The organism is Pseudorhizobium halotolerans, from assembly GCF_902153235.2.
Lineage (GTDB): Bacteria > Pseudomonadota > Alphaproteobacteria > Rhizobiales > Rhizobiaceae > Neorhizobium > Neorhizobium flavum.
The window spans coordinates 234,732-257,586 of record NZ_CABFWE030000001.1; the positions used below are offsets into that span (position 1 = coordinate 234,732).

Genomic DNA, 22,855 nt, shown 5'->3' on the forward strand with positions numbered 1-22,855 from the left:
TTCGATCCAGATCCCGTTGTGAGGCGAGATCTATTTCAATCGATTAGGATAGCAAGCCGCAAGTTCTCCTGCGGCCTCACATTTTATGTTAGATGTGCCAGTCCTGTGACAGGTCTATGTTCCGTACACGAGGAGAAGATCTTTCGCATCGATTTGGTCGCCGGCCTTTACCAGCAGTTCGGCCACGACGCCGTCCCGCTCGGCATGCAGTGCCGTTTCCATCTTCATCGCCTCGATCGACAGCAGCACATCGCCGGCCTTGACCGTCTGGCCGGCGGAGACAGCGACAGTGGAAATCACGCCCGGCATCGGCGCGCCCAGGTGGTTCGGTTCCGCAGCATCCGCTTTCCGCCGGACGGCGGATCCCGAGGCACCATGCATCCGGTCCGGCACCTTGATGCGGCGCGGCTGGCCATTCAGTTCGAAGAAGACGGTCACCAGGCCCTTGTCGTCGGTACCGCTCATGGCCTGATTGACGATCACCAGCGTCTTGCCGCGCTCGATCTCTGCAAACAGTTCCTCACCGTCCTCGAGTCCGTAGAAATAGGCATGGGTCGGCAGGACGGAGACCGGGCCATAGGTCTCGATCGCCTGCGCGAAGTCAGTGAAGACCTTGGGGTACATGAGGTAGGAAGCGAACTCGAAATCCGTGACGGAGCGTTCAAGCTTCGTCTCGATCGCCGTCCGTTCGGCATCAAGATCGGCATCGGCAAGCAGCGAACCCGGCCGCTCCGTATAAGGCTTGTCACCCTTGAGCGCCTTCTTCTGCAGCTTCTCCGGCCAACCCCCGGGAGGCTGACCGAGATCGCCCTTCAGCATCGACACAACCGAGTCCGGGAAAGCGATGTCCTTGTCCGGGTTCTCAACATCCGCCACCGTCAGGTCCTGGCTGACCATCATCAGCGCCATGTCGCCCACCACCTTGGAGGAGGGCGTGACCTTGACGATATCACCGAACATCCGGTTGGCGTCTGCATAGGTCTGGGCGACCCGGTGCCAGCGAGCATCGAGGCCAAGCGAGCGCGCCTGCTCCTTCAGATTGGTGAACTGCCCGCCCGGCATTTCGTGCAGATAGACTTCCGAAGCCGGTCCCTTGAGGTCGCTCTCGAACGCTGCGTACTGGTTGCGGACTGCTTCCCAGTAGAAGGAGATCCGGCGTATCCACTCCGGATCAAGGTCCGGATCTCGTTCCGTGCCCGACAGAGCCTCCACAATCGATCCGAGGCAGGGCTGTGAAGTGGTGCCGGAGAATGCATCCATGGCCGCATCGACGATGTCGACACCTGCCTCGACGGCCGCGAGCACCGTCGCTGCCGCGATGCCCGAAGTGTCGTGCGTGTGGAAATGGATCGGCAGATCCGTCGCCTCCCGCAGCGCCTTGAAGAGGACGCGTGCGGCCGCCGGCTTCAGGAGGCCCGCCATGTCCTTGACCGCGATGATATGGGCTCCGGCCTTCTCAAGCTCCTCCGCCAGGGATGTGTAGTACTTGAGGTCGTACTTCGGACGTGCGGCATTGAGCAGGTCACCCGTATAGCAGATGGCGGCCTCGCAGATCCGGTTCTCCTCCTGAACCGCATCCATCGAGACGCGCATGTTCTCGACCCAATTGAGGCAGTCGAAGACGCGGAAGACGTCGATGCCGCCGCGGGCGGCCTGCCGGACAAAGTACTTCACGACATTGTCGGGATAGTTCTTGTAGCCAACGCCATTGGCGCCGCGCAGGAGCATCTGCAGGAGAAGGTTGGGGGCTCCCTCGCGAACCAGTGCGAGCCGTTCCCATGGATCCTCCGTCAGGAAGCGCATGGAAACGTCGAAGGTGGCGCCGCCCCAGCATTCCAAGGAGAACAGGTTCGGTAGGGCTCGGGCATAGACTTCCGCGATCCGGGCGATATCGTGAGTGCGCATGCGTGTTGCAAGCAGCGACTGGTGCCCGTCCCGCATCGTGGTATCGGTCATCAGAACGCGGTTTTCGCTGCGGATCCACGCGGAGAACCCCTTTGGTCCAAGCCGGTCGAGCATCTGCTTCGTGCCATCCGGCACCGGACCGTTGATATAGGGAACAACCGGCTTCGCAGCCTGCGGCGACGGCAGGGGCCTCCCCTTCACTTCCGGATGCCCGTTGACGCTGACATCGGCAAGATAGGTAAGCAACTTCGTGGCCCGGTCCTGCCTCTTCACCTGCGCAAAGAGCTCCGGCGTCGTGTCGATGAACTTCGTCGTGTAGGAGTTGTCCCGGAAGCTCGGGTGGCCGATGATCGCCTCGAGGAAGGTGAGGTTGGTGGCGACTCCGCGGATGCGGAATTCCCGCAGGGCCCGGTCCATACGGCTGATCGCTTCCTGCGGCGTGCTGCCGGATGCCGTGACCTTCACCAGTAGCGGATCGTAATAGCGGGTGATGATCGCACCTGAATAGGCGGTGCCGCCATCGAGGCGGATCCCGAAACCGGCGGCCGAACGGTAGGCGGTGATGCGCCCATAGTCGGGAATAAAGTTCTGTTCCGGATCCTCGGTGGTGATCCGGCACTGCAGCGCGTGGCCGTTGAGGCGGATATCTTCCTGCCGCGGCACACCGGACTCGGCTGTGCCGATCGCCGCGCCTTCGAGGATGTGGATCTGCGCCTTCACGATGTCGATGCCGGTGACGACCTCGGTCACCGTATGCTCGACCTGAATACGCGGGTTAACTTCGATGAAGTAGAACCTGCCGGTGTCGGCATCCATCAGATATTCGACGGTGCCGGCACCGATATAACTCGTGGCCCTTGCGATCTTCAGGGAGTACTCGGCCAGTTCCTGACGCTGCGCTTCGCTGAGATAGGGGGCCGGAGCGCGCTCGACAACCTTCTGATTGCGGCGCTGAATGGAGCAGTCTCGCTCGAAGAGATGGACGACATTGCCGCGAGTGTCGCCAAGGATCTGGCTTTCCACGTGACGGGCCCGCTCGACGAGCTTCTCGAGATAGACTTCGTCCTTGCCGAAGGCCGCCTTTGCCTCACGCTTCGCTTCCGTCACTTCCTTGGCAAGGTCAGCTTCCGATCGAATGACGCGCATGCCACGGCCGCCGCCGCCCCAGGACGCCTTCAGCATCACCGGGTATCCGACCGCGGCCGCCATCCTCGCGACTTCAGCCATGTCATCCGGCAGGGGTTCCGTGGCCGGCACGACCGGCACGCCGACCGATACTGCAAGATTGCGTGCGGCGACCTTGTTGCCGAGCTTGCGCATGGTATCGGCGGTCGGACCGATGAAGATGATACCGGCCTCGTTGCACGCGTCGACGAACTCCGGGCTTTCCGATAGCAGCCCATAGCCGGGATGGATGGCATCTGCGCCCGAGAGCTTCGCAACCCTGATGATCTCCGGGATGGAGAGATAGCTCTCGATCGGCCCGAGATCCCGCTCCAGATGCGGACCGCGGCCCACCTGATAGCTTTCGTCCGCCTTGAACCGGTGGAGCGACAGCTTGTCTTCCTCGGCCCATATCGCAACCGTCCTTATGCCGAGCTCGTTGGCGGCGCGAAACACCCGAATAGCGATCTCGGAACGATTGGCGACAAGTATTTTCGATATGGGCAAGGTAGATCTCCTCCATCAACCGCGGCCGTTGCTGCACTGCGAAGAGCAATAGCCGCTTAAGCGGAGAAGTTCAATTTACTCGTTTTCAGAATAGCCGAGTCAGATCACGATGCCCTTGCGCAGCGCGAGCGCAACCACATGCTGACGGTTCTTGGCCTTCATCTTGTCCTGCAGGCCATTGATGTACCAGTCGACGGTGTGGCTCGATATCTGCAGCGTTCGGGCAATCTCCGGTGACGTCAACCCCTGAGTGAGATGGGAGATGACTTCCAGTTCGCGACGGGTGAGTGGAACACTGTCCGGTTCATGCTTCTCATGCTCCGAGGCCGCCCCCTGCAGCTCAAGGTACCGCCACATGATACGCTTTGCTGCCGTATCGAAGAGGCTGATCTCCACCGGTGAAAGGTCGACTGGTCGGCCAGTGATCGACATGTGGCCCATCAGGCCGTTCCGCCCATGGATAGGGAAAACATAGCCGTCGAGGATGCCGTGCCGCATCGCATCCTGCGTCAAGCGCTGCAGGCGGGCCCGCCGCGGATCATTACGCATCAGAGAGGCGGCATCCCGCATCCGAAAGGGGCGCTGGGCGACGAGCAGCATGCGTGCGACGGGATCGACCAAACCATAGCGCTTCGCGACATAGACCTGCCGCCAGTTCTCCGGCATCCGCGCAGCGAGAACATGCTCCGCTTCACCGTTTTCCGGCTTGGCACGAAGTGACAGCTCGTAGAAGTCGAACCGGTAAGGGCCCAGAAGGGCCTCGAGCTGGCCGATCAATTCTCCTGCAGTCTTCGCTTCGCCTGCAAGAACGAGAAGTTGCACAATTAGATGAACACTCAAAGCTGCCCCCAGCTCAATGCGATTGCCTGCCTAGACGGCGAATCTCCCGCAAGTGTTGATAATCCAGCAGCCATGGTTACCAACGGTTGAATTTGAAGCGCTAGATTTAGCGTCTCGCAACGTAATACTGACAGAACCGGATGAGCCGCCCTAGGTTCCCCACCAGCCAGTGCAGAACTTTTCGACTTGCTATCCATTGTTCAGCGGGCCTTCATGCTGAGGCAGCTAGAGGCTCTGGCCAAACCGGACTTTTGAGCCGCAGACGACATATCAGGAAAGGGTAGCGGCAGGTGACGCTGTTCCAAGTTTATACGAGAGCACTGAAGTACCTGGCCGATAACCGGCTCCGAGTCGCCGTGGTCGTTCTTGCCAACATCGTGCTGGCGGTGATCACGATCGCCGAGCCGGTGCTCTTCGGTCGCATCATTGACGCGATCTCTTCGGGCGGAGAGGTAACCGCCATCCTCATGCTCTGGGCGGGCTTCGGCGTCTTCAACACGGTGGCTTATGTTCTCGTGGCCCGGGAAGCCGATCGGCTGGCTCACGGGCGCCGTGCCTCGCTTCTCACCGAGGCCTTCGGGCGCATCATCTCGATGCCACTCGCATGGCATCATCAGCGGGGTACCTCCAATGCGCTACACACGCTGCTGAGGGCAAGCGAGACACTCTTCGGCCTCTGGCTGGAGTTCATGCGAACCCATCTTGCGACGGCGGTGGCTCTGCTGCTTCTCATCCCCACGGCCTTCTCCATGGATGTGCGCATGAGCATCGTGCTGGTGCTTCTCAGCATCACCTACTGGATGATCGGCAAGATGGTGATGAACCGCACCAAGGAAGGTCAGGCTTCCGTAGAAGGGCATTACCACAACGTGTTTTCGCATGTGAGCGATTCGATCAGCAATGTCTCGGTGCTACACAGTTACAACCGCATAGAGGCAGAAACGCGGGCGCTACAGGATTACACGAAGAACCTTCTCGCCGCCCAATATCCCGTCCTCGACTGGTGGGCCTTGGCCAGCGCCCTCAACCGGACGGCGTCGACCGTCTCGATGATGGTGATCCTGATCATCGGCACCATTCTCGTCCAGCAGGGAGAGTTGCGGGTCGGCGACGTCATCGCCTTCATAGGCTTTGCGAACCTTCTGATCGGCCGTCTCGATCAGATGCGGCAGTTCGCAACCCAGATCTTTGAGGCACGAGCGAAGCTCGAAGAGTTCTTCATTCTCGAAGACTCGGTCCAGGAGCGCGAAGAGCCGGCCGGCATGGCCGAACTGACGGATGTACGCGGCACGGTCGAGTTCAGGAACGTGTGCTTCGACTTTGCGAGCACCGCGCAGGGAATCCGGGACATCTCTTTCCTTGCCAAGGCAGGTGAAACGGTCGCGATCGTCGGTCCAACCGGCGCGGGGAAGACGACCCTCGTCAACCTGCTGCAGCGGGTCTATGATCCAAGGCAGGGACAGATCCTCATTGACGGGATCGACATTTCGACCGTTACCCGACGCTCGCTGCGCCATTCCATCGCTACCGTCTTCCAGGACGCTGGCCTTCTCAACCGCTCGATCACCGAAAACATCCGGCTTGGCCGTGAAGGCGCTACCGAGGAGGAAATCACCAGGGCCGCAGAGGCTGCCGCGGCGACGGACTTCATCGAGAGCCGTCTCACCGGCTACGACACGTCCGTCGGAGAACGCGGCAATCGCCTCTCTGGCGGCGAACGCCAGCGAATCGCGATCGCACGCGCCATCCTCAAGAATGCACCAATCCTGGTGCTGGACGAGGCGACCAGTGCCCTCGATGTCGAAACGGAGGCCAGGGTCAAGGCGGCAATCGACCGCCTGCGGGAGAACCGTACCACCTTCATCATTGCCCATCGCCTTTCGACCGTCAGGGATGCCGACAAGGTGATCTTCCTCGACAATGGTCGCATCGTCGAGATGGGCACGTTCGATGAACTGAGCCGTAGCGGCGGCCGCTTTACCTCCCTGCTTCGTACCAGCGGCATCCTGACTGACGAAGAGCACGCAAGCAGCATGCCCGTGGCGCAGGCCTGAACAACAGGGAAGATCTCGTTCCGATGTCTTCCCCGTCTCTTTAGGCGATAACCTGTTCCCGCATCCTTCTGCTGGAAACCTCCGACAGCAGGATGCCTTGGTCGCTGTCTACTTGGATGCCATTGACCGAAACAGAGAGCCCCTCCTCGCGTCTCTCGACGACGACATTGTAGCGGACCCCATCGACCATGATCTCGGCTGAGTAACCCGGCCAGTCGGCTGGTATCGTCGGTCGGACAACAAGACGCTCCGCCTCCCGGCGGATGCCGAGAAAACCCTCGACTGCGACTCGGTACAGCCATCCGGCCGAACCCGTATACCAGGTCCAACCACCGCGCCCGGCAAGATCCCCGGCACCATAGACATCGGCTGCAACCACATACGGTTCCACCCGATATTGCTCCGCAGCTTCCGCATCCCGTGCATGATTGATCGGGTTAAGGAGGTTGAAGCATCGCCAGGCATCATCTGTTCGCCCGAGCCGGATCAGCGCAAGCACCACCCATGCAGCCGCATGGGTGTATTGCCCTCCGTTTTCGCGCACGCCGGGCGGATATGCCTTGATATAGCCGGGGTCTAGGGCCGCTTCTGCGAACGGAGGCGTGAAGAGCCGGATGATCCCCGTATTGTCATCGACGAGTTCCGAAAGGACAGCATCCATCGCCTGAGCAGAGCGTTCGGGATCGGCTGCCCCGGAGAGAACACTCCATGACTGAGAAAGGGAATCGATCCGGCACTCTGTGTTTTGCGCCGAGCCGAGCGGGGAACCATCATCGAAATAGCCGCGCCGATAGTAGGCCCCATCCCAGCCCGCAGTCTCCAACGCTTCTTTCAGCCGCGCGGCATGCTCCTTCCAGAGCCCTTCACGAGACAGGTCTCCACGTTTTGCGGCATGGACGCCAAACTCGGTAAGCGTGCCGAGAAGGAACCACCCAAGCCAGACGCTCGAGCCCTTCCCGCCAATGCCAACGCGGTTCATTCCGTCGTTCCAGTCACCCCCGAGGATCAGCGGCAATCCATGTTCTCCGGTCCGGCTGACAGCCAGATCGAGAGCGCGGGCCGCGTGTTCATAGAGGGTGGCCGTTTGCGAGCTGGCGCCAGGCTCGAAGAAGGAGTCGTGCTGTCTCTCGTCGAGGATCGGACCCTCGATGAAGGGAAGCTCCTCATCGAGGATGGTGTCGTCCCCCGTTACCCGCATATATTCGTTTGCGGCGTAAGCGAGCCAGACCACATCGTCGGCGATCCGGGTGCGCACGCCGGCTCCTCCCTGCGGTAGCCACCAGTGCTGCACGTCTCCTTCCGGGAACTGCCGCGATCCGGCCGCGAGGATCTGCTCCCGCGCGAGCGACGGATGCTGGGCGAGGAAAGCCAGCGTGTCCTGCAACTGGTCGCGGAAGCCATATGCTCCACTGGCCTGATAGAAGGCGCTGCGCGCCGCGATGCGGCAGGCGAGCGCCTGGTAAGGAAGCCAGTAGTTCACGAGGGCATCGAAGGCCTTGTCGGGTGTGGCGACCGACAATCTGCCGGTAAGATCCCGCCAATGACGCCTGGTCGCATCCAAGATCTGGCTGGCATCTTCGGCTCGAACCTGGCGCAGCAACGCGATCGCTTCCTCCGCTGTCTCGGCGTCCCCTAGGTAGAAGACTATTTCCTTCTCCTCGCCGGGCGCGAGCGTGACGTCGCAGGCGATCGCCGCGCATGGATCACCGTCAATCCCAACCGAGCCGTTCAGATCCTCCAGGGATGCCAGCGCGGCCGGATAGGCGATCGATCCAAAGCGACCGATGAAATCGCGACGGCTGGTTGTGAAGCTGGAAAGCTTTGCATTCGCGGTTAGGAATGCGTGACGGCGATAGGCGGTGTTGAACCGGTTCGTCGCCAGCAAAGCGCCGGTCTCCGGGTCATTGCTCGTAACGATATAAGGCATCGTCCTGGCCGAGTTGTTGCCAAGCAGCCATTCGGCATACGCAAACACCCGCAGCTCCCGTGGGGCCGAACCCTCGTTCCGGACGCTGAGCGACGAGATTTTGACCGGACGCCGCTGGTCAACCGTCTGCGTCAACGTAACCTTCAATCCTTCTTGGTGGGTTGAGAAGCTGGAATAGCCGAGCCCGTGACGCGCCTCGAAGACAGTGTCGGACCGTCTCGCAAGGGCCGCGAAAGGGCTGATTACGGTCCGGCTGTCGCGGTCAAGGACGTAGAATGCCTCGCTCGGCCGGTTGACTACAGGATCGTTCGTCCAAGCGGTAAGCTGGTAGTCTCGCGAGTTCTGTGACCAAGTGTAGCCACCGCCCTCAGCTGCGACATGGAAGCCGAACCGCTCGTTGGCGACGACATTGATCCAGGGCTGCGGGGTGTTCTGGCCGCCGCGGAGGCGAACCACGTACTCGCTTCCGTCCTTGTCGAACCCGCCGAAGCCATTCCAGAAGTCCAGACCTTCACTAAGCGCCGACCCGGATGCGGCCACCGGATCGTGAGCGGAGACCAGCGGCCGCTGGTAGGTCGCCGCATCGGCAGGTGTCGAGAATAGCGAGACTGCACGGTTGATCTGGTCGATGAGCTTGCCGTTACGGGCATGAAGAACAATGCGCGCCGCAGATATGATTGCGTCGAAAGTCCCGTCGTCCATGAGATCCCGGCGCAGCACGAAGACATGGTCACGCCCCGATTCTGCTTGGCTCGCTCGGCGCAGACCCTCGCTCATGCTCTCGAGCGCATGCTGCATTTCCTGTGCGTAGGAGGACGCCTGTTCGTTGATGATGACGAGGTCGGCGATGACCCCGCGTGAGCGAAGGTATTCCTGGGCGCTCAGCGCCTCCTTCGCCACTCCCACGTCCATGTCATCATTGATGCGCAGGACCAAGATCGGATGATCGCCGGATATGGCCATGGGCCAAAGAGCCGATTGCGGTTGCAGGCCAGAGAGCAATGTCTCCTGGTCCGAACGGAGATGCATGTCGGGGTAGATCAGGTAGCGTGCAAGGTGCTGGAAGCTGGCGGCCTGCTGGGAGGTTACGCCCAGATGGCGCATCTGGACCTGGGTTCTCGTCCACGCCTGAACAAGTTCGTGAGCGAAGGCATCCGGATGGCGATAACGCTCGATCGCCTGATCAAGCTCGTCGCGCTTCGGTGCGGCAATCGTCCAGAAGATCATCGTGATCTTCTTGCCGGCCGGCACCCGGACGACACGCCGAAGGGACATGATCGGGTCGAGAGTGAAGCCGTCGGTACCCGAGAGGGCGGCATCCCTGTCAAAGGCTGCGGCCTCTGCCAGGCTGCGGCCACGCCCGAGGAACTTGCGTCGGTCCGTCTCGAATTCGGTCGGCCGGGCCGAGCCGGCGTTGTCGGCCGCCAGATGGGCAACCATCATGTCCGGATCGTTCGGGGTCCGCTTGTTTCGCCAGGCACGGATAACATCGCCGCGCTTGCCGATCTCGGTGCGTACGAACATTCGCGAGAACACGGGATGGGCGTTGTCGTCCTGTTCCATCGCCAGAACCGGTTCGAGATAGGATGTGATCTCGATAAAACGATCGTCATCGCCCATGTTCAGCAATGTCACCCGGCGCCCTTCGGCGTCGTGTTCGCTGGCAACAATGCACTCCACCACGCTTGTCAGGTCGCCGACGGTCTTGTGGAACTCCACCTTGTCGTCGCCGAACATGGTCCGCGCAGTTTCGCCTTCAGCGCGCCGGGGCTCGGCGGTCGTGGACCACCATTCGCCTGTCGCCGTATCGCGGAGGAAGATGAACTGGCCCCAGCGGTCCTCGGTAGGATCCGGCTTCCATCGCGAGACAACCTGTCCGTTCCAACGGGAAGCGCCGGAACCGGTCGCTGTCAGCATTACCGAGTAGTGGCCGTTGGAGAGGAGAGCGATCTCGCGATCCCGGAACGCAGGGTTCTCGATCGTACGGATCTCCGGCCGTAGCAGTTCTGACCGACCTCTGCCGGGCGTCTCCTCGTACTTCGCGCTCATCACCGGAACGTCGCGCGGGGCCTTTTCCTGCAGCAGGAGCTCCGCAGCCTCTATGACGGGATCGGCATGGAAGAGCTCGCGGAGATAGCCGTTGAAGACGACGTTCGCGACCGCAGCGATCGACATACCATGGTGGTGTGCATAGTAGTTGTAGACGACAGCACAGCGGGAACCGGCAGGAACGCGAGTAGGCGTGAAGTCGACGGCATCGTGGAAACCGTAGCGCCCGAGCGCTCCGAGCTTCTGGAGACTCTGGAGGTTGTCGATGGCGGCCAGGGGATCGTACTGGCTGGCCAAGATCGAGGCATAGGGAGCGATGACCGCGTTCTGCCCAAGCCCGCGCTTGAGGCCGAGCGTCGGAACCCCGAAGTTCGTGTACTGATAGTTCAGCAGGTGGTCGCGGGCGTTGAAAGCTGCTTCCGATATGCCCCACGGCGTTCCCAGCCGCCGGCCGTGAGCAATCTGCTCCCGCACGACGAGGTTGTTGGTCTGGTTGAGGATACCTCCTTGCCGTTCCTGCATGACGAGAGGCGGCATGAGGTATTCGAACATGGACCCGGACCATGAAACGAGCGCGCCCTGGGCACCGATCGGCACCACCTGACGCCCAAGCCGATACCAATGCTCATTGGGCAGGTCACCCTTGGCAATCGCGAAGAGACTTGTAAGACGGCATTCGGATGCAAGCAGGTCGTAGCAGGCCTCATCCAGCTCGTTGCCGTCGAGCCGGTAACCGATGGAGAGCAGTCGGCGGTCCTTCCGGAACAGGAAGGTGAAATCCATGCTGAAGGCGATGTCTCGCGCCCTGTCAGCGAGGGCGACGAGCCGCCTGCGCAGAGGCTCGATATTGGCGTGGTCAAAGACGCTGTCGGAAATATGCGCCTCGCAGACCTCAACCAGTTCGTTCGACCAATAGAGCAGTTCCTCGCTCAGGGAGGACTGCGTCTCGTGGTGAAGGTTTGCCGCAAGCTTCTGGATGTCGCGCGCCAGCACGGCGAGATTGATGATCCGGATCGATGCAAATTCGTGCTCGCGCTTCACGGCTGCCAGGGCATTGCCGAAGCCGTTCACCCGCTCCTCGATCCGGCGCCGCAACGGCCGGACGGTCTTTCTGTCATCGGGCAGCGCCTTCAGCGCCAGCGACAGGATTCCTGCAACATCGCCGACGCCGTCGAGGCTTGACTGCAGGTGCGCAGAGGGTGCTTCCCCCCATGCCTTGCAGGCCGAGGAAATCGCGATCAGATGGCCGGCAAGATTGCCGCTGTCCACCGAGGAAATGTACCTCGGTCCGAGTGGCGCAAGGCTGTCCGTATGATACCAGTTCACCAGGTGACCGCGGTATTTCTCCATCTTCCCGACGGTCTCAATCGTTCGCTCAAGCCGCTCGATGGTCTCCGCAAAGCTGATCCAGCCGAACTGGCGTGCGGACACGACGGAAAGAAGATAGACGCCGATATTGGTGGGTGAGGTCCGACGCGCAACGACCGGCTCCGGCCGCTCCTGGAAGTTGTCCGGCGGCAGGTGGTTCTCTTCTGCCGTCACGAAGGTGTCGAAGTAACGCCAGGTCCGACGTGAAATCTGCCGAAGCTCGGTGGCGGCCTCATCGGGAACGAACAGCCGATCTTCCGTCTCGGCGGACTGGCTAACATACCAGGCCACCAGCGGAGACAGTATCCACAGCATCGCGAAGGGCAGGCCGACGAGAAACGCGTTGTCGCCCGGGATCGCTGCGAAGATGATGCTGAAGACAGCAATCGTCGGCGCATGCCACATCTGCTTGTAGTAGTCCAAGGGGCTGCCCTGGGCACTGGACTGGATGCTTGCGGCAGTCTTCCATTCCAGCATGAGCTTGCGGCTGACGAACAGGCGATAGAGCGACCGGCCGATCGCGTCGGTCATCAGGCAGGCCATGTCGGCGATGAACACGACGCGGAGCGCCACCTGTGCGTTGGCAGAGCGGATCTCCGACCAGACGGAGTAGAAGTGGGCACGCGGCACGATGTCCCGGCTTCCGGGCAGGAGCCCGGTGACGAGCGACAGGGTGGGCGCCACGAAGAGCAGGAAAATCAGGAATATCTGCCAGACAAGTGCGCCAAGCGGTTCGAAGAAGTACCAGCCAAGGACGGAGGCGAAGAACCAGGCGATCGGGGTCAGCGACCGGCGCAGGTTGTCGACCATCTTCCACCGGCCGAGCGCCGTGATCCCGCGGCCGGGATCGAGGATATAGGGCAACAACTGCCAGTCGCCCCGCGCCCAGCGATGCTGGCGGGATACCTCGACCTCATAACGTGTCGGGAAATCCTCGACCAGTTCCACATCGGTGACGAGTGCGCAGCGGGCGAACGATCCTTCGAGAAGATCGTGACTGAGAACGGAGTTCTCGTCGATCCGACCTTTGATCGCCTGCTCGAACGCATCAATATGATAGAGGCCCTTGCCTGTGAAAGTACCCTCTCCGGTGAGGTCCTGGTAGACATCCGAAACGGTGAAGACGTAAGGGTCCAGGCCGCGGCCAACGGAGAACACCCTCTGGAAGACGGATGCGTCCTTGCCCGTCGTCAGCGACGGCGTAACCCGCGGCTGAAGGATTCCATAGCCTTCGATTACCCGACCAGAATCCGGATCGTGAACCGGCTGGTTGATCGGATGGTGGAGCTTGCCTGCCAGCTTGGTCACCGCATCACGCATGAGCCGGGTGTCGGAATCCAGCGTCATCACGTATTGGACGCCATCCGGAATCACATTTGCGCCCGGCAGGAAGCTCGTGTCCTTGTCTCCTCGCAGGAGCAGGTTGAGTTCATGAAGCTTGCCGCGCTTCCGCTCCCAACCCATCCATACACCTTCGCTGGGGTTGAACAGCCGGCGCCGGTGGAGAAGGTAGAAGCGCGTCCGGCCGTCGAAGGCGTATTTGCGCGCGAGGTTGGCGACTTCCCGCTTTGCGTATTCGAGAATTTCGATATCTTCCGGAGATTCCTCGACCTGGCCGTCCTTCCAGTCGCTCACCAACGCGAAATAGATTTCGCCGCGCGGGTTCGCGAGATAATGGACCTCAAGGTTCCGGACCAGTTCATCCACCGTATCCCGGTTCGTGAGCATGCATGGCACGGCAAGCAGTGTGCGGGCGTCCTCGGGAATACCGTCCTTGAATTCGTAGCCGACGAGACGTGCGGGTTTCACGAAATAGGTGACCAGCGTGTTAAACAGGCCCGTCGCTCCTTCCGATGCCGGCAGCGCAAACATCACGAGGAAGAGCGCAAGCAGCGGCCCGGGCATACCGGCTTCGGCGAGGAACCAGCCGACGACCACCATCGCCAGAAGCGTCAGCGCAACAACGGGAATGGCAACAGCCAGCCAATGTAGCCGCCGAACCTGTCGGATGGTGCGCTGCAGGAGCGGAGGACTGTAACCCACTTCCGCCTCTAGCCGCTTGCGGCGGCGTCCGACGAGGAAGGCGCCGATATTGCGCTCACCTGCATCTGCACCGCTGCGCTCGGCCTCGGCTGCGAGCTCGATGGCAGCCCGTGCCACCTCGATCTCGGTCTTGGGGGAGCGACGCGCCAACTGCTCCACCCGGTTGCGGTAACTGTTGCGCGAGCCGAAATCGAGAGCTTCATAATCGGACCTCTCGCGGAAGATCCGATCCACATGCGAGACATCCTCGAACCAGACGCTCCACTCGGTGTCGTCGATCTCGCGCAGGCTCTTGATGATATTGCCCATCGTGACGTTGCCGGAGGCAAGGCGGTTGTGCTCCGCCATCATGACCTCTTCGGCATCCGTGCCGGCCTGCTGGAGCCGCTCGTCGAGCCACGACACCGCAAAGCTGGATGTCTGGGAGGCGTTGCGAAGCCGGTAAAAGAACTGCGTCGCGAAGGTATGGTCGGCAGCGAAAGGCTCCATGTCCTTCAGGACACCGGCGCTGGCACCCTCATCGTTCAGCCGGACGATGCGGTCCGCCAGCTCGTTCGCCCTGATCCGCATGCGCCGGGACTTGTCCACACGCACCGCGATCCGCCGGAGGTTTTCAATCAGTACGAAGCGAAGAATGGAAGGCAGCGCCCAGAGTTCACCGATTTCGAGCGGCTCCGTTTCCTGGAAGCCTTCGACGAGCGAAGCCAGCGACTCCTTCGAGACCGTGCTGTGGGTATGTGCCACATAGAGCCAGGCGAGCGCCATGACCCGCGGCATGCTGTGACCGCCGATGGTTACTCGGGGAAGCTGGCGATAGAACCTCCGTGGGAAGTCACGACGAACCTCCTGGATCGCCTCTTCGACGATATAGTGATTGTCGATCAGCCACTCGGCCGCCGGCGTGATGGCCGCTCCCGCATCGACGTCGGCTGCGATCGTCCGGTAGATGCGAAGAATGTCCTTCTCATTGGAGCGGTGGCGGCCGTAGAATTCGAAGGGCGCGAACTCCGGAAGGCGCTGCAGCCCGTCACGGCCGAATACCTGCCCCAGATCCCGCAATTCCTCGTTCTTCATGTACGCCGCACGGATCGTGTCGTTATGATCGACATGCTTGACGTCGGTATCGCGGGGGGAGGCTGACGGAGTGCTGTGAAAAGACATGGTTCTTCTGTCTACGCTTCGATCTGGAGCCGTGGGGCACATGCCTGCAGGACAAGCCGTTCATCGTCGTGCCGATCAAGGCACCCTGGTGACCAGAAAGTCTCCGAGATCGGGGAAAATAGAGGGGACTCTGGATTTTGCAAACAGCGTCTGCCTGAGGAGGGAATCGTGCAGTTCGCGCTTAACCCGCGCAGGCTGAACGCAAGCTGAATGGCGGCCACCGCGCGTGTCGGGGCTTACCTTGGCTGAGCGCCATGCTATGGGTGTCCCCGCGGCTCCGACAGGCTCTCAACTTTACCACGAAGGCAAATAGAAACATGACGATCCACATCCCGAACGACATGCCGGAGTTGGTGGCAATCCGGCATCATCTCCACCAGCATCCGGAACTCGGCCTATCGGAATACGGAACGTCAGAATACCTTGCCGGCATGTTGTCCACCCTCGGATATGAGGTGGCGCGGGGGCTCGCGAAGACGGGACTGGTGGCAACGCTCCGGAACGGCACGAGCAACCGGTCGCTCGGCATTCGCGCCGATATCGATGCGCTGCCAATCCTGGAGGAGACGGGGACAGCACATGCCAGCAAGACCGATGGCCTGATGCACGCTTGCGGACATGACGGCCATATGACCATGCTGCTGGGCGCTGCCCGGCTTCTCGCCGAAAGACGCAATTTCGATGGAACGATCCACCTGATCTTCCAGCCGGCAGAAGAGAATTTTGGCGGCGCCCGGCTGATGATCGAGGACGGGCTGTTCGAGCGCTTTCCATGCGATGCCGTCTTTGCGCTTCACAACGATCCGGGCCTTCCATTCGGAGAAGTCCATCTGCGGGAAGGACCGATTATGGCGGCGGTCGACGAGTGCCGCATCGTCGTCAACGGCCGGGGTGGCCACGGCGCCGAGCCCCAGGAAACGGCGGACCCGATCATTGCCGGTGCAAGCATCATCATGGCGCTGCAGACCGTCGTATCACGCAACCTGCATCCACTCGATCCCGCCGTCGTCACGGTCGGTGCCTTTCATGGCGGACAGGCGAGCAATGTCATTCCGGAACGGGCCGAAATGCTGCTGACCATCCGGTCCTTCGATCCCAAGGTTCGTGACCTGCTCGAGGCGCGCATTCGTGCGGTGGCGGAGGGACAGGCGGCAAGCTACGGCATGTCGGTCAGCATCGAATACGAGCGCGGCTACGAGCCGACCGTCAACCACGCTGCGGAGACGGAGTTCGCCCGGCAGGTGGCCAGGCGCGTGGTCGGACCGGCGAAGGTGCACGATGTCCCGCGCCCGACGATGGGAAGCGAGGATTTTGCCTACATGCTAGCCGAAAGGCCCGGCAGCTACTTCTTCCTGGGCACGAGGCGGACGGAGAAGGACCCGCCGCTTCATCATCCGCGGTACGATTTCAATGACGACGTCCTGCCGATTGGCGCGGCCCTGTGGGTCGAGCTCGCGGAGAGTTGGCTGCCCGCGACCAACTGAGCCTAAGCAGAGAGGAGCGTTCAACCGAACCGCTTGAGGGCAGCGTCGAAGACATCGTTGTCGATGTTGCCTCCTGAGGCGATGACGATGACCGTATCGCTAAGCGTCTCGCCATGAAACAGAGCGGCGGCCAGCGCCACGGCGCCGCCGGGCTCGACTGCAATCTTTAAACGGCTGAACGCTAGCACGACCGCCTGAAGCGCCTCGTCATCGCTGACGGCGATGCCTGGTCTGGCAAGCCGCGACAGGATCGGAAACGTGAGGTTGCCCGGCTGGGGGGTGACGATCGCGTCGCAGATGGAGCCGGTCTGGCTGGCATTCCGCTGGATGGTCCCCGCGTCCAGCGAGCGCGCGAAATCGTCGAAGCCGGTGGGCTCACACGTCCGGACCCGAAGTGCGGGCGCCTTCGCTTCAAGCGCAAGCGCGACCCCAGAGGCCAAGCCACCGCCGCCGGTTGGAACGAGCACATCTGCCGTATCGATGCCCTCTTCCCGTGCCTGCTCCGCGATCTCCAGGCCAGTTGTTCCCTGTCCCGCGATGACCAGCGGCTCGTCAAAGGGGCGGATCAGCGTCAGGTTGCGTTCACTGGAAAGCCTGGCGCCGATGGCATCCCGATCCTCCGTTGCCCGATCATAGAGCACGACCTCGGCACCGAAGGCCTTGGTATTGGCGATCTTGATGCGCGGGGCGTCCGACGGCATGACGATGACGCTCGGGATATTGTGAAGTTTCGCCGCAAGAGCCACGCCCTGCGCGTGATTGCCGGACGAGAATGCGATCACACCCTTTTCTCGAACCTCGGGCGACAAGGCCGAGATGGCGGACCATGCGCCCCGGAACTTGAAGGATCCGGTGTGCTGCAGGCATTCGGGCTTCACGAAGATCCGTCGCCCGGCAATCTCATCGAGGAAGGGCGAGGTAAGGAGCGGCGTGCGCCGCACCCGACCGGCAAGACGGTCGCGTGCGGCCTCGATCATCTGTATACTTGTCATGTTGGACCCTGTTGAGGCGCCGAGAGCCGGCGCCCTTGATCAGGGCAACGTATAGGCAGTTTTCACCACAGTGAAGAACTCGGCTGCGTATTTCCCCTGCTCGCGCGGACCGAAGGAAGACGCCTTGCGACCGCCGAACGGCACATGGAAATCCACGCCTGCTGTCGGAAGATTGACCATGACCATGCCGGCCTCGGAGTTGCGCTTGAAATGCGTCGCATACTTGAGGCTGGTGGTGGCGATGCCCGCCGACAGGCCGAAGGGCGTATCGTTGGCAACAGCGAGAGCTTCCTCGTAATCCTTCACCCGGATGACGCTCGCCACCGGCCCGAAGATCTCCTCGCGGGAAATGCGCATCTGGTTCGTTGCTTCGGTAAAGAGCGTCGGCTGCAGGTAGAAGCCAGGGGTTTCGCGTTCGATGCGCTCGCCGCCGAACTCTAGCTTGGCGCCTTCCTTCTTGCCGATCTCGATATAGTCCATGTCCTGCTGGAGTTGCTTCTCGTCCACGACCGGGCCGATATGCGTTCCCTGCTTGAGAGCATTGTCGACGTTGAGCGCCTTCAGCTTATCCGTCAGCGCCGCCACGAACCTGTCATGGATGCCTTCGGTCACGATGATGCGCGACGAAGCGGTGCAGCGCTGACCGGTAGAGAAGAAGCCGGAATTGGCTGCCGCTTCCACGGCGACATTGAGATCGGCATCGTCCAGAACCACCATCGGGTTCTTGCCGCCCATTTCCAACTGGAACTTGCGGTTATGCTCGATGGAAGCGAGCGCCACGCGCTTGCCCGTCCCGGTGGAGCCGGTAAATGTGATGCCGGCAAGATCCGGGCTGTCCAGCATTGCCTGACCGACGACGGAGCCGCGGCCCATGACCAGGTTCAGCACACCCTTCGGCAGGCCGGCGCGATGCAGAATATCGACGATCGCCCAGGCGCAGCCCGGAACTAGGTCGGCAGGTTTGAACACGACAGTATTGCCGTAGCAAAGCGCCGGCGCGATCTTCCACGCAGGAATGGCGATCGGGAAGTTCCACGGGGTAATGATGCCGATCACGCCGAGCGGCTCGCGGGTAATTTCCACGCCGATGCCAGGACGTGCGGATGGCACAACCTCGCCCGTCAGCCGCAGCGCTTCGCCAGCGAAGAAATCAAAGATTTGGGCCGCGCGGATGGTTTCGCCGATTGCCTCCGGCAACGTCTTGCCTTCTTCGCGCGCCAGGAGCTTGCCAAGCTCCTCCTTGCGCGCCAGGATTTCGTCCGCGGTCTTCTTCAGGATCGCGTGGCGCTCGAGGATCCCGGACTGCGACCACTTCGGGAAGGCCGCCTTGGCAGCGGCAATCGCCTGCTTGGCATCATCGGCGGAGCCCTGTGCATAGGAACCGACGACGTCGTTGGTGTCGGAGGGGCTGATGTTTCTGGAGGCGTCGCTGCCCACCCATTCGCCGGCAATGAGGTTCTGGTAGATGGTCATGATGCACGCTCCTTGTGTCTTCGGTCGGGGCCTGACTTACGACGTCGAGCTGTCGCGTTCAATAGTATGACTAATGTTTTCCGGACGCTCATCCGCCACCCCTTCAGCGTTCGGCAGCCGGACGCGGGCCTTTATCGGCAGATGATCCGACGCCAGACGGGCAAGCGGCGTATCATGGGCGGCAACGGGACCGAGTATCTCGGGGCGGTTGGCCATGATCCGGTCGAGCGCCAGCACGGGAAGGCGGGACGGGAAGCTGGGCACTGCCGGCGGCAGACCGAAGATGGACGTCAGCGTGTTGAGCGAAGAGCGGTCGCCGAGGCGCCACTCGTTCAGATCGCCCATCAGCACAGTCGGCTGGTCGTCACGGGACCGGAGGAGATCGATGATCATGCGAGTCTGCTGGTGACGGGACCGGTGAAGGAGACCAAGATGCGCGGCGATGACGCGCAGGCTGCTCCCGTCCTTCAGATCCAGTTCCGTCATCAGCGCGCCGCGAGGTTCGAGCCCCGGCAGCTTCACCTGGTGGACGTCACGGATCAGTCCCTCGCGGAACAGGATCACATTGCCGTGCCAGCCATGCGCCTTGGAGCGCCCGCCAAGCGGCACCGGCAACAGACCCGTTTCGCGTTCGAGCCAGTCAAGGTCGAGGAGACCGCGACGCTCTCCAAACCGGGTATCGGCTTCCTGCAGCGCAAGCACATCCGCAGCGATCTCGCGGATCACTTCCTTGGTTCGGTAGGGATCGAACTTGCCGTCAACGCCGACGCACTTATGGACATTGTAGGACGCAATCAGCAGCCCCTCGCCCGCATCTTCGCTAGACGCGCCGCCTGCAGCCTTCCCCCGCCGCCGGCGCTCCCGGATGGAGGCGAGAATATTGGCCGAAAGTCGTTCTCGTCGCGTCCTCATGGTTCTCCAGCAAGCGTCTTTATTGATCCGCTCAGTTTAAAGATATGGTGACCCGAGCCAGAGCATCCTGTCGAGCAGCCGCGCCGGGAATGGGCGGTCTCGCAACCCGTCCAGTGTAACCTGGGTTGCAGTGGAAATGGCGAGATCAATCCTTCGTTCCAGTTCCTGCGCGAAAGAACTGTCCATTACCTCAAGGTCGACCTCGAAGTTGAGGCGCAGCGAGCGGGGGTCTAGGTTCGAAGAACCGACGAAAGCCCAGCATCCGTCGATCGCCATCAGCTTTGAATGATTGAACGCTCCAGGCGCGCGCCAGATCCGGCAATAGTTCTTCAGCAGCTGATCGAACTGGCCGGCCATCGCGCGGTCGACGAGCGTCAGGTTGTTGGCCTGGGGGACCACCACGTCGACCTCCACCCCACGCCTCGCAGCCGTGACCAGGGCAGTGGTCAATTCCCGGTCCGGCAAGAAATAGGGGGACGCGATGCGTATCGACCGGCCTGCGACGGAGAACGCGCCCATCAGCATCTTGTGGTTGGTTTCGACACTGCGATCGGGACCAGAGGCGACCGCCCGGATCGCCACGGGCTGGCCCGGCTCGCTCGTCGGCGAGATGATCTGCCATGGTTCGCCGTGGAGATCCTCGCCGGAACTGAAACGCCAGTCGGAGGCGGCAATGGCAAAGAGATCCGCAACGACCGGCCCCGTGATCCTGAAATGCGTATCAACCGCGCAATCTGCCCCGAAAAGCTCGCCGGAGAACGCTTCGCGAATGTTGACGCCACCGGTGAATGCCACGCAGCCGTCGACGACCAGTATCTTCCGGTGGGTGCGCAGATTGGCATAGGGCAGTCGCAGGCCCATGATGACATTGCCGTTGAAAACGTCGACCGTCACGCCACCATCGCGCAGCATCCCCAGCACGCTCGGCACCGAGTAGCGAGCGCCGACCGCATCGATCAACACCCGCACCGCCACTCCCCGTCGGACTGCGGCCGTGAGGGCCTCAACGAAACGGCGTCCCACCCGATCGCGATCGAAGATGTAGGTTTCGAGAAGGATCGACCGCTGCGCCTCGTCGATTGCCGTCAGCATCGCGCGGTACGCATCATCACCGGTAACGTGCGTCTCGATGGAGTTGCCGGTGGTGATGTCGTGTTCGGTCACCCGGTCGCCCAGGATCTTCATTGCGGCGAAGCGCTCGCCGAACCGTTCGGCGATCATTTCTCCGGTCGCGTCATAGGCCTCGAAATGATCCCGGGCGTGGCCCAGGAGCAAACGCCGGTCACTGATCGCGCTGCGGCGGATGCGGTTGATTCCGGCAATAAAGTAGAGAACCGCCCCGACGATCGGCGAAAGAATGATGATGCCGACCCAGCCGATTGCCGACCGCACCTCTTCCTTCGTCATTGCTGCGTGAACGGCAGCCGCCGCCCCCAGCACAAGCGAGAGCAGGAAGAGGATTTGGGGCCAGTAAGGCTCAATGGCGGTCAGCATGATGCGAAGATATAGGCTGTTCTTCGCCCCCCGCAATCAGCGATCGCGCGATACCGGTTACGGCTATTGTCACGCAGCGCCGATCTCCTTCGCGAATGCATCCAGGGAGGCTTCAAAGGTATCGAAGATGGTGTTGATCTGCTGCTCGTCGACGATCAATGGCGGGCAGAGCGCGATACTGTCCCCGATCGCCCGGCCGATCACGCCCTTGTCCAGCATGAGGGCGGCGAACTTCGGGCCCAACTGCCCGGCCGCAAAACCGTCTCTGGGATGGAGTTCCAGTGCACCGATCAGCCCGACGCCCCGCGCCTCCACCGCCAGCGGATGAGCTTCCAGTGCCTTCAGGCGCTTGATGAAGAGCGGGCTGAGCTCGCGTACATTGCCGACCAGGTCGCGCTCCTCGATGATTGCCAGGTTCTCCAGCACGACGGCGGCTGCGACCGGATGGCCGCTCGCGGTGAAGCCATGCCCGAATGTTCCGATCTTCGCCGACTCGTCAGCCAGCGGCGCATAGACCCGTTCGTTGATGAGCAAGGCAGAGATAGGCTGGTAGGACGAAGACAACTGTTTCGATACGGTGATGATGTCGGGCTGCAAGCCGTAGGTCGTGGTACCGAACATCTCGCCGGTCCGTCCGAAGCCGCAGATCACCTCATCGGCGATCAGCAGGATGTCGTACTTGCGGAGGACCGCCTGAATAGCATTCCAATATCCTGCAGGCGGCACGATGACGCCGCCCGCGCCCATGACCGGTTCACCAATGAAAGCGGCCACGGTATCAGGGCCTTCCTTGAGGATCAGGTCCTCCAGATCGCGAGCGCATCGCGCGACGAAGTCCTCTTCTGTCTCGCCCTCCTGCGCGAAGACACGATAATGCGGACAGGTCGTGTGCAGGACATTCGACAGCGGCAGGTCGAAGGACCGGTGATTGTTGGGAAGGCCGGTCAGGCTGGCGCTGGCGATCGTGACCCCGTGATAGCCCTTCACCCGCGATATGATCTTCTTCTTCTCAGGTTTGCCAAGGGCATTCGACCGGTACCAGACGATCTTCATGGCGGTATCGTTGGCTTCCGAGCCGGAATTGGTGAAGTACACCTTCGACATCGGCACCGGGGCCATCTGGATCAGCTTTTCCGCAAGGTCAACGGATGGACCATGCGTGCGACCGGTAAAGGTGTGGTAGTAGGGCAGGATCGACATCTGCCTAACTGCGGCATCGACCAAGCGCTTCTCTCCGAAGCCCACGGCAACGCTCCAGAGCCCGGACATCGCCTCGATATAGCGCTTGCCGTTGTTGTCGTAGACATAGACGCCTTCGCCCCTGTCTATGACGAGCGCGCCATCACGCTCCAGCGCCCGTGCATTAGTATAGGAATGCAGCTGATAGGCCTGGTCGCGGGCTTCCACGGAATTGGGCTGAACGGTCACGATCGTCTCCTTGGCAAAATCACACCGCACTCTTATCGCCAAGCCAGACTCGCG

Annotated in this window: 10 protein-coding genes; 2 read left to right on the top strand and 8 right to left on the bottom strand. The window is 61.6% G+C overall.

The window, feature by feature from the left end:
- Positions 1-114 precede the first annotated feature (114 nt).
- Together pyc and FN060_RS01200 are read right to left on the bottom strand one after the other, a co-directional pair.
- Positions 115-3,576: a pyruvate carboxylase gene (pyc, locus tag FN060_RS01195; RefSeq protein WP_142586516.1), complete on the bottom strand. Its 3,462-nt coding sequence runs from the start codon at positions 3,574-3,576 to the stop codon at positions 115-117.
- Positions 3,577-3,675: 99 nt separating this feature from the next.
- Entirely contained in the window at positions 3,676-4,416 is a 741-nt protein-coding gene (locus FN060_RS01200) for a helix-turn-helix transcriptional regulator (RefSeq protein ID WP_142586517.1), read from the bottom strand.
- A gap of 290 nt (positions 4,417-4,706) precedes the next feature.
- Here FN060_RS01200 and FN060_RS01205 point away from each other — a divergent pair, with 290 nt between their 5' ends.
- Positions 4,707-6,470: a glucan ABC transporter ATP-binding protein/ permease gene (locus FN060_RS01205; protein ID WP_142586518.1), complete on the top strand. Its 1,764-nt coding sequence runs from the start codon at positions 4,707-4,709 to the stop codon at positions 6,468-6,470.
- 40 nt (positions 6,471-6,510) lie between these two features.
- Here the strand turns inward: FN060_RS01205 and FN060_RS01210 are convergent, their stop codons facing one another.
- Positions 6,511-15,018 (bottom strand): glycoside hydrolase family 94 protein, encoded by an 8,508-nt coding sequence (locus tag FN060_RS01210; RefSeq protein ID WP_142586519.1) that lies wholly within the window; start codon positions 15,016-15,018, stop codon positions 6,511-6,513.
- A 317-nt stretch (positions 15,019-15,335) separates the two neighbouring features.
- Here FN060_RS01210 and FN060_RS01215 point away from each other — a divergent pair, with 317 nt between their 5' ends.
- The gene (locus FN060_RS01215) at positions 15,336-16,502 is read left to right on the top strand and encodes a M20 aminoacylase family protein (RefSeq protein ID WP_244665647.1); all 1,167 of its coding nucleotides are present in this window, start codon (positions 15,336-15,338) and stop codon (positions 16,500-16,502) included.
- Positions 16,503-16,522: 20 nt separating this feature from the next.
- Here FN060_RS01215 and FN060_RS01220 read toward each other — a convergent pair whose 3' ends face one another.
- From FN060_RS01220 to FN060_RS01240, 5 genes are all read right to left on the bottom strand, one after another.
- Positions 16,523-17,494: a threonine ammonia-lyase gene (locus FN060_RS01220; protein WP_142586520.1), complete on the bottom strand. Its 972-nt coding sequence runs from the start codon at positions 17,492-17,494 to the stop codon at positions 16,523-16,525.
- Between the two features lie 39 nt (positions 17,495-17,533).
- Positions 17,534-18,967: an aldehyde dehydrogenase family protein gene (locus FN060_RS01225; RefSeq protein ID WP_142586521.1), complete on the bottom strand. Its 1,434-nt coding sequence runs from the start codon at positions 18,965-18,967 to the stop codon at positions 17,534-17,536.
- A 36-nt stretch (positions 18,968-19,003) separates the two neighbouring features.
- On the bottom strand, positions 19,004-19,879 hold the full coding sequence (locus FN060_RS01230; RefSeq protein ID WP_142586522.1) for an endonuclease/exonuclease/phosphatase family protein: 876 nt from the start codon (positions 19,877-19,879) through the stop codon (positions 19,004-19,006).
- A 36-nt stretch (positions 19,880-19,915) separates the two neighbouring features.
- Positions 19,916-21,373, bottom strand: coding sequence for a phospholipase D-like domain-containing protein (locus FN060_RS01235; protein ID WP_142586523.1), 1,458 nt, complete (start codon positions 21,371-21,373; stop codon positions 19,916-19,918).
- Between the two features lie 69 nt (positions 21,374-21,442).
- On the bottom strand, positions 21,443-22,801 hold the full coding sequence (locus tag FN060_RS01240) for an aspartate aminotransferase family protein (protein WP_142586524.1): 1,359 nt from the start codon (positions 22,799-22,801) through the stop codon (positions 21,443-21,445).
- Positions 22,802-22,855: the final 54 nt, after the last annotated feature.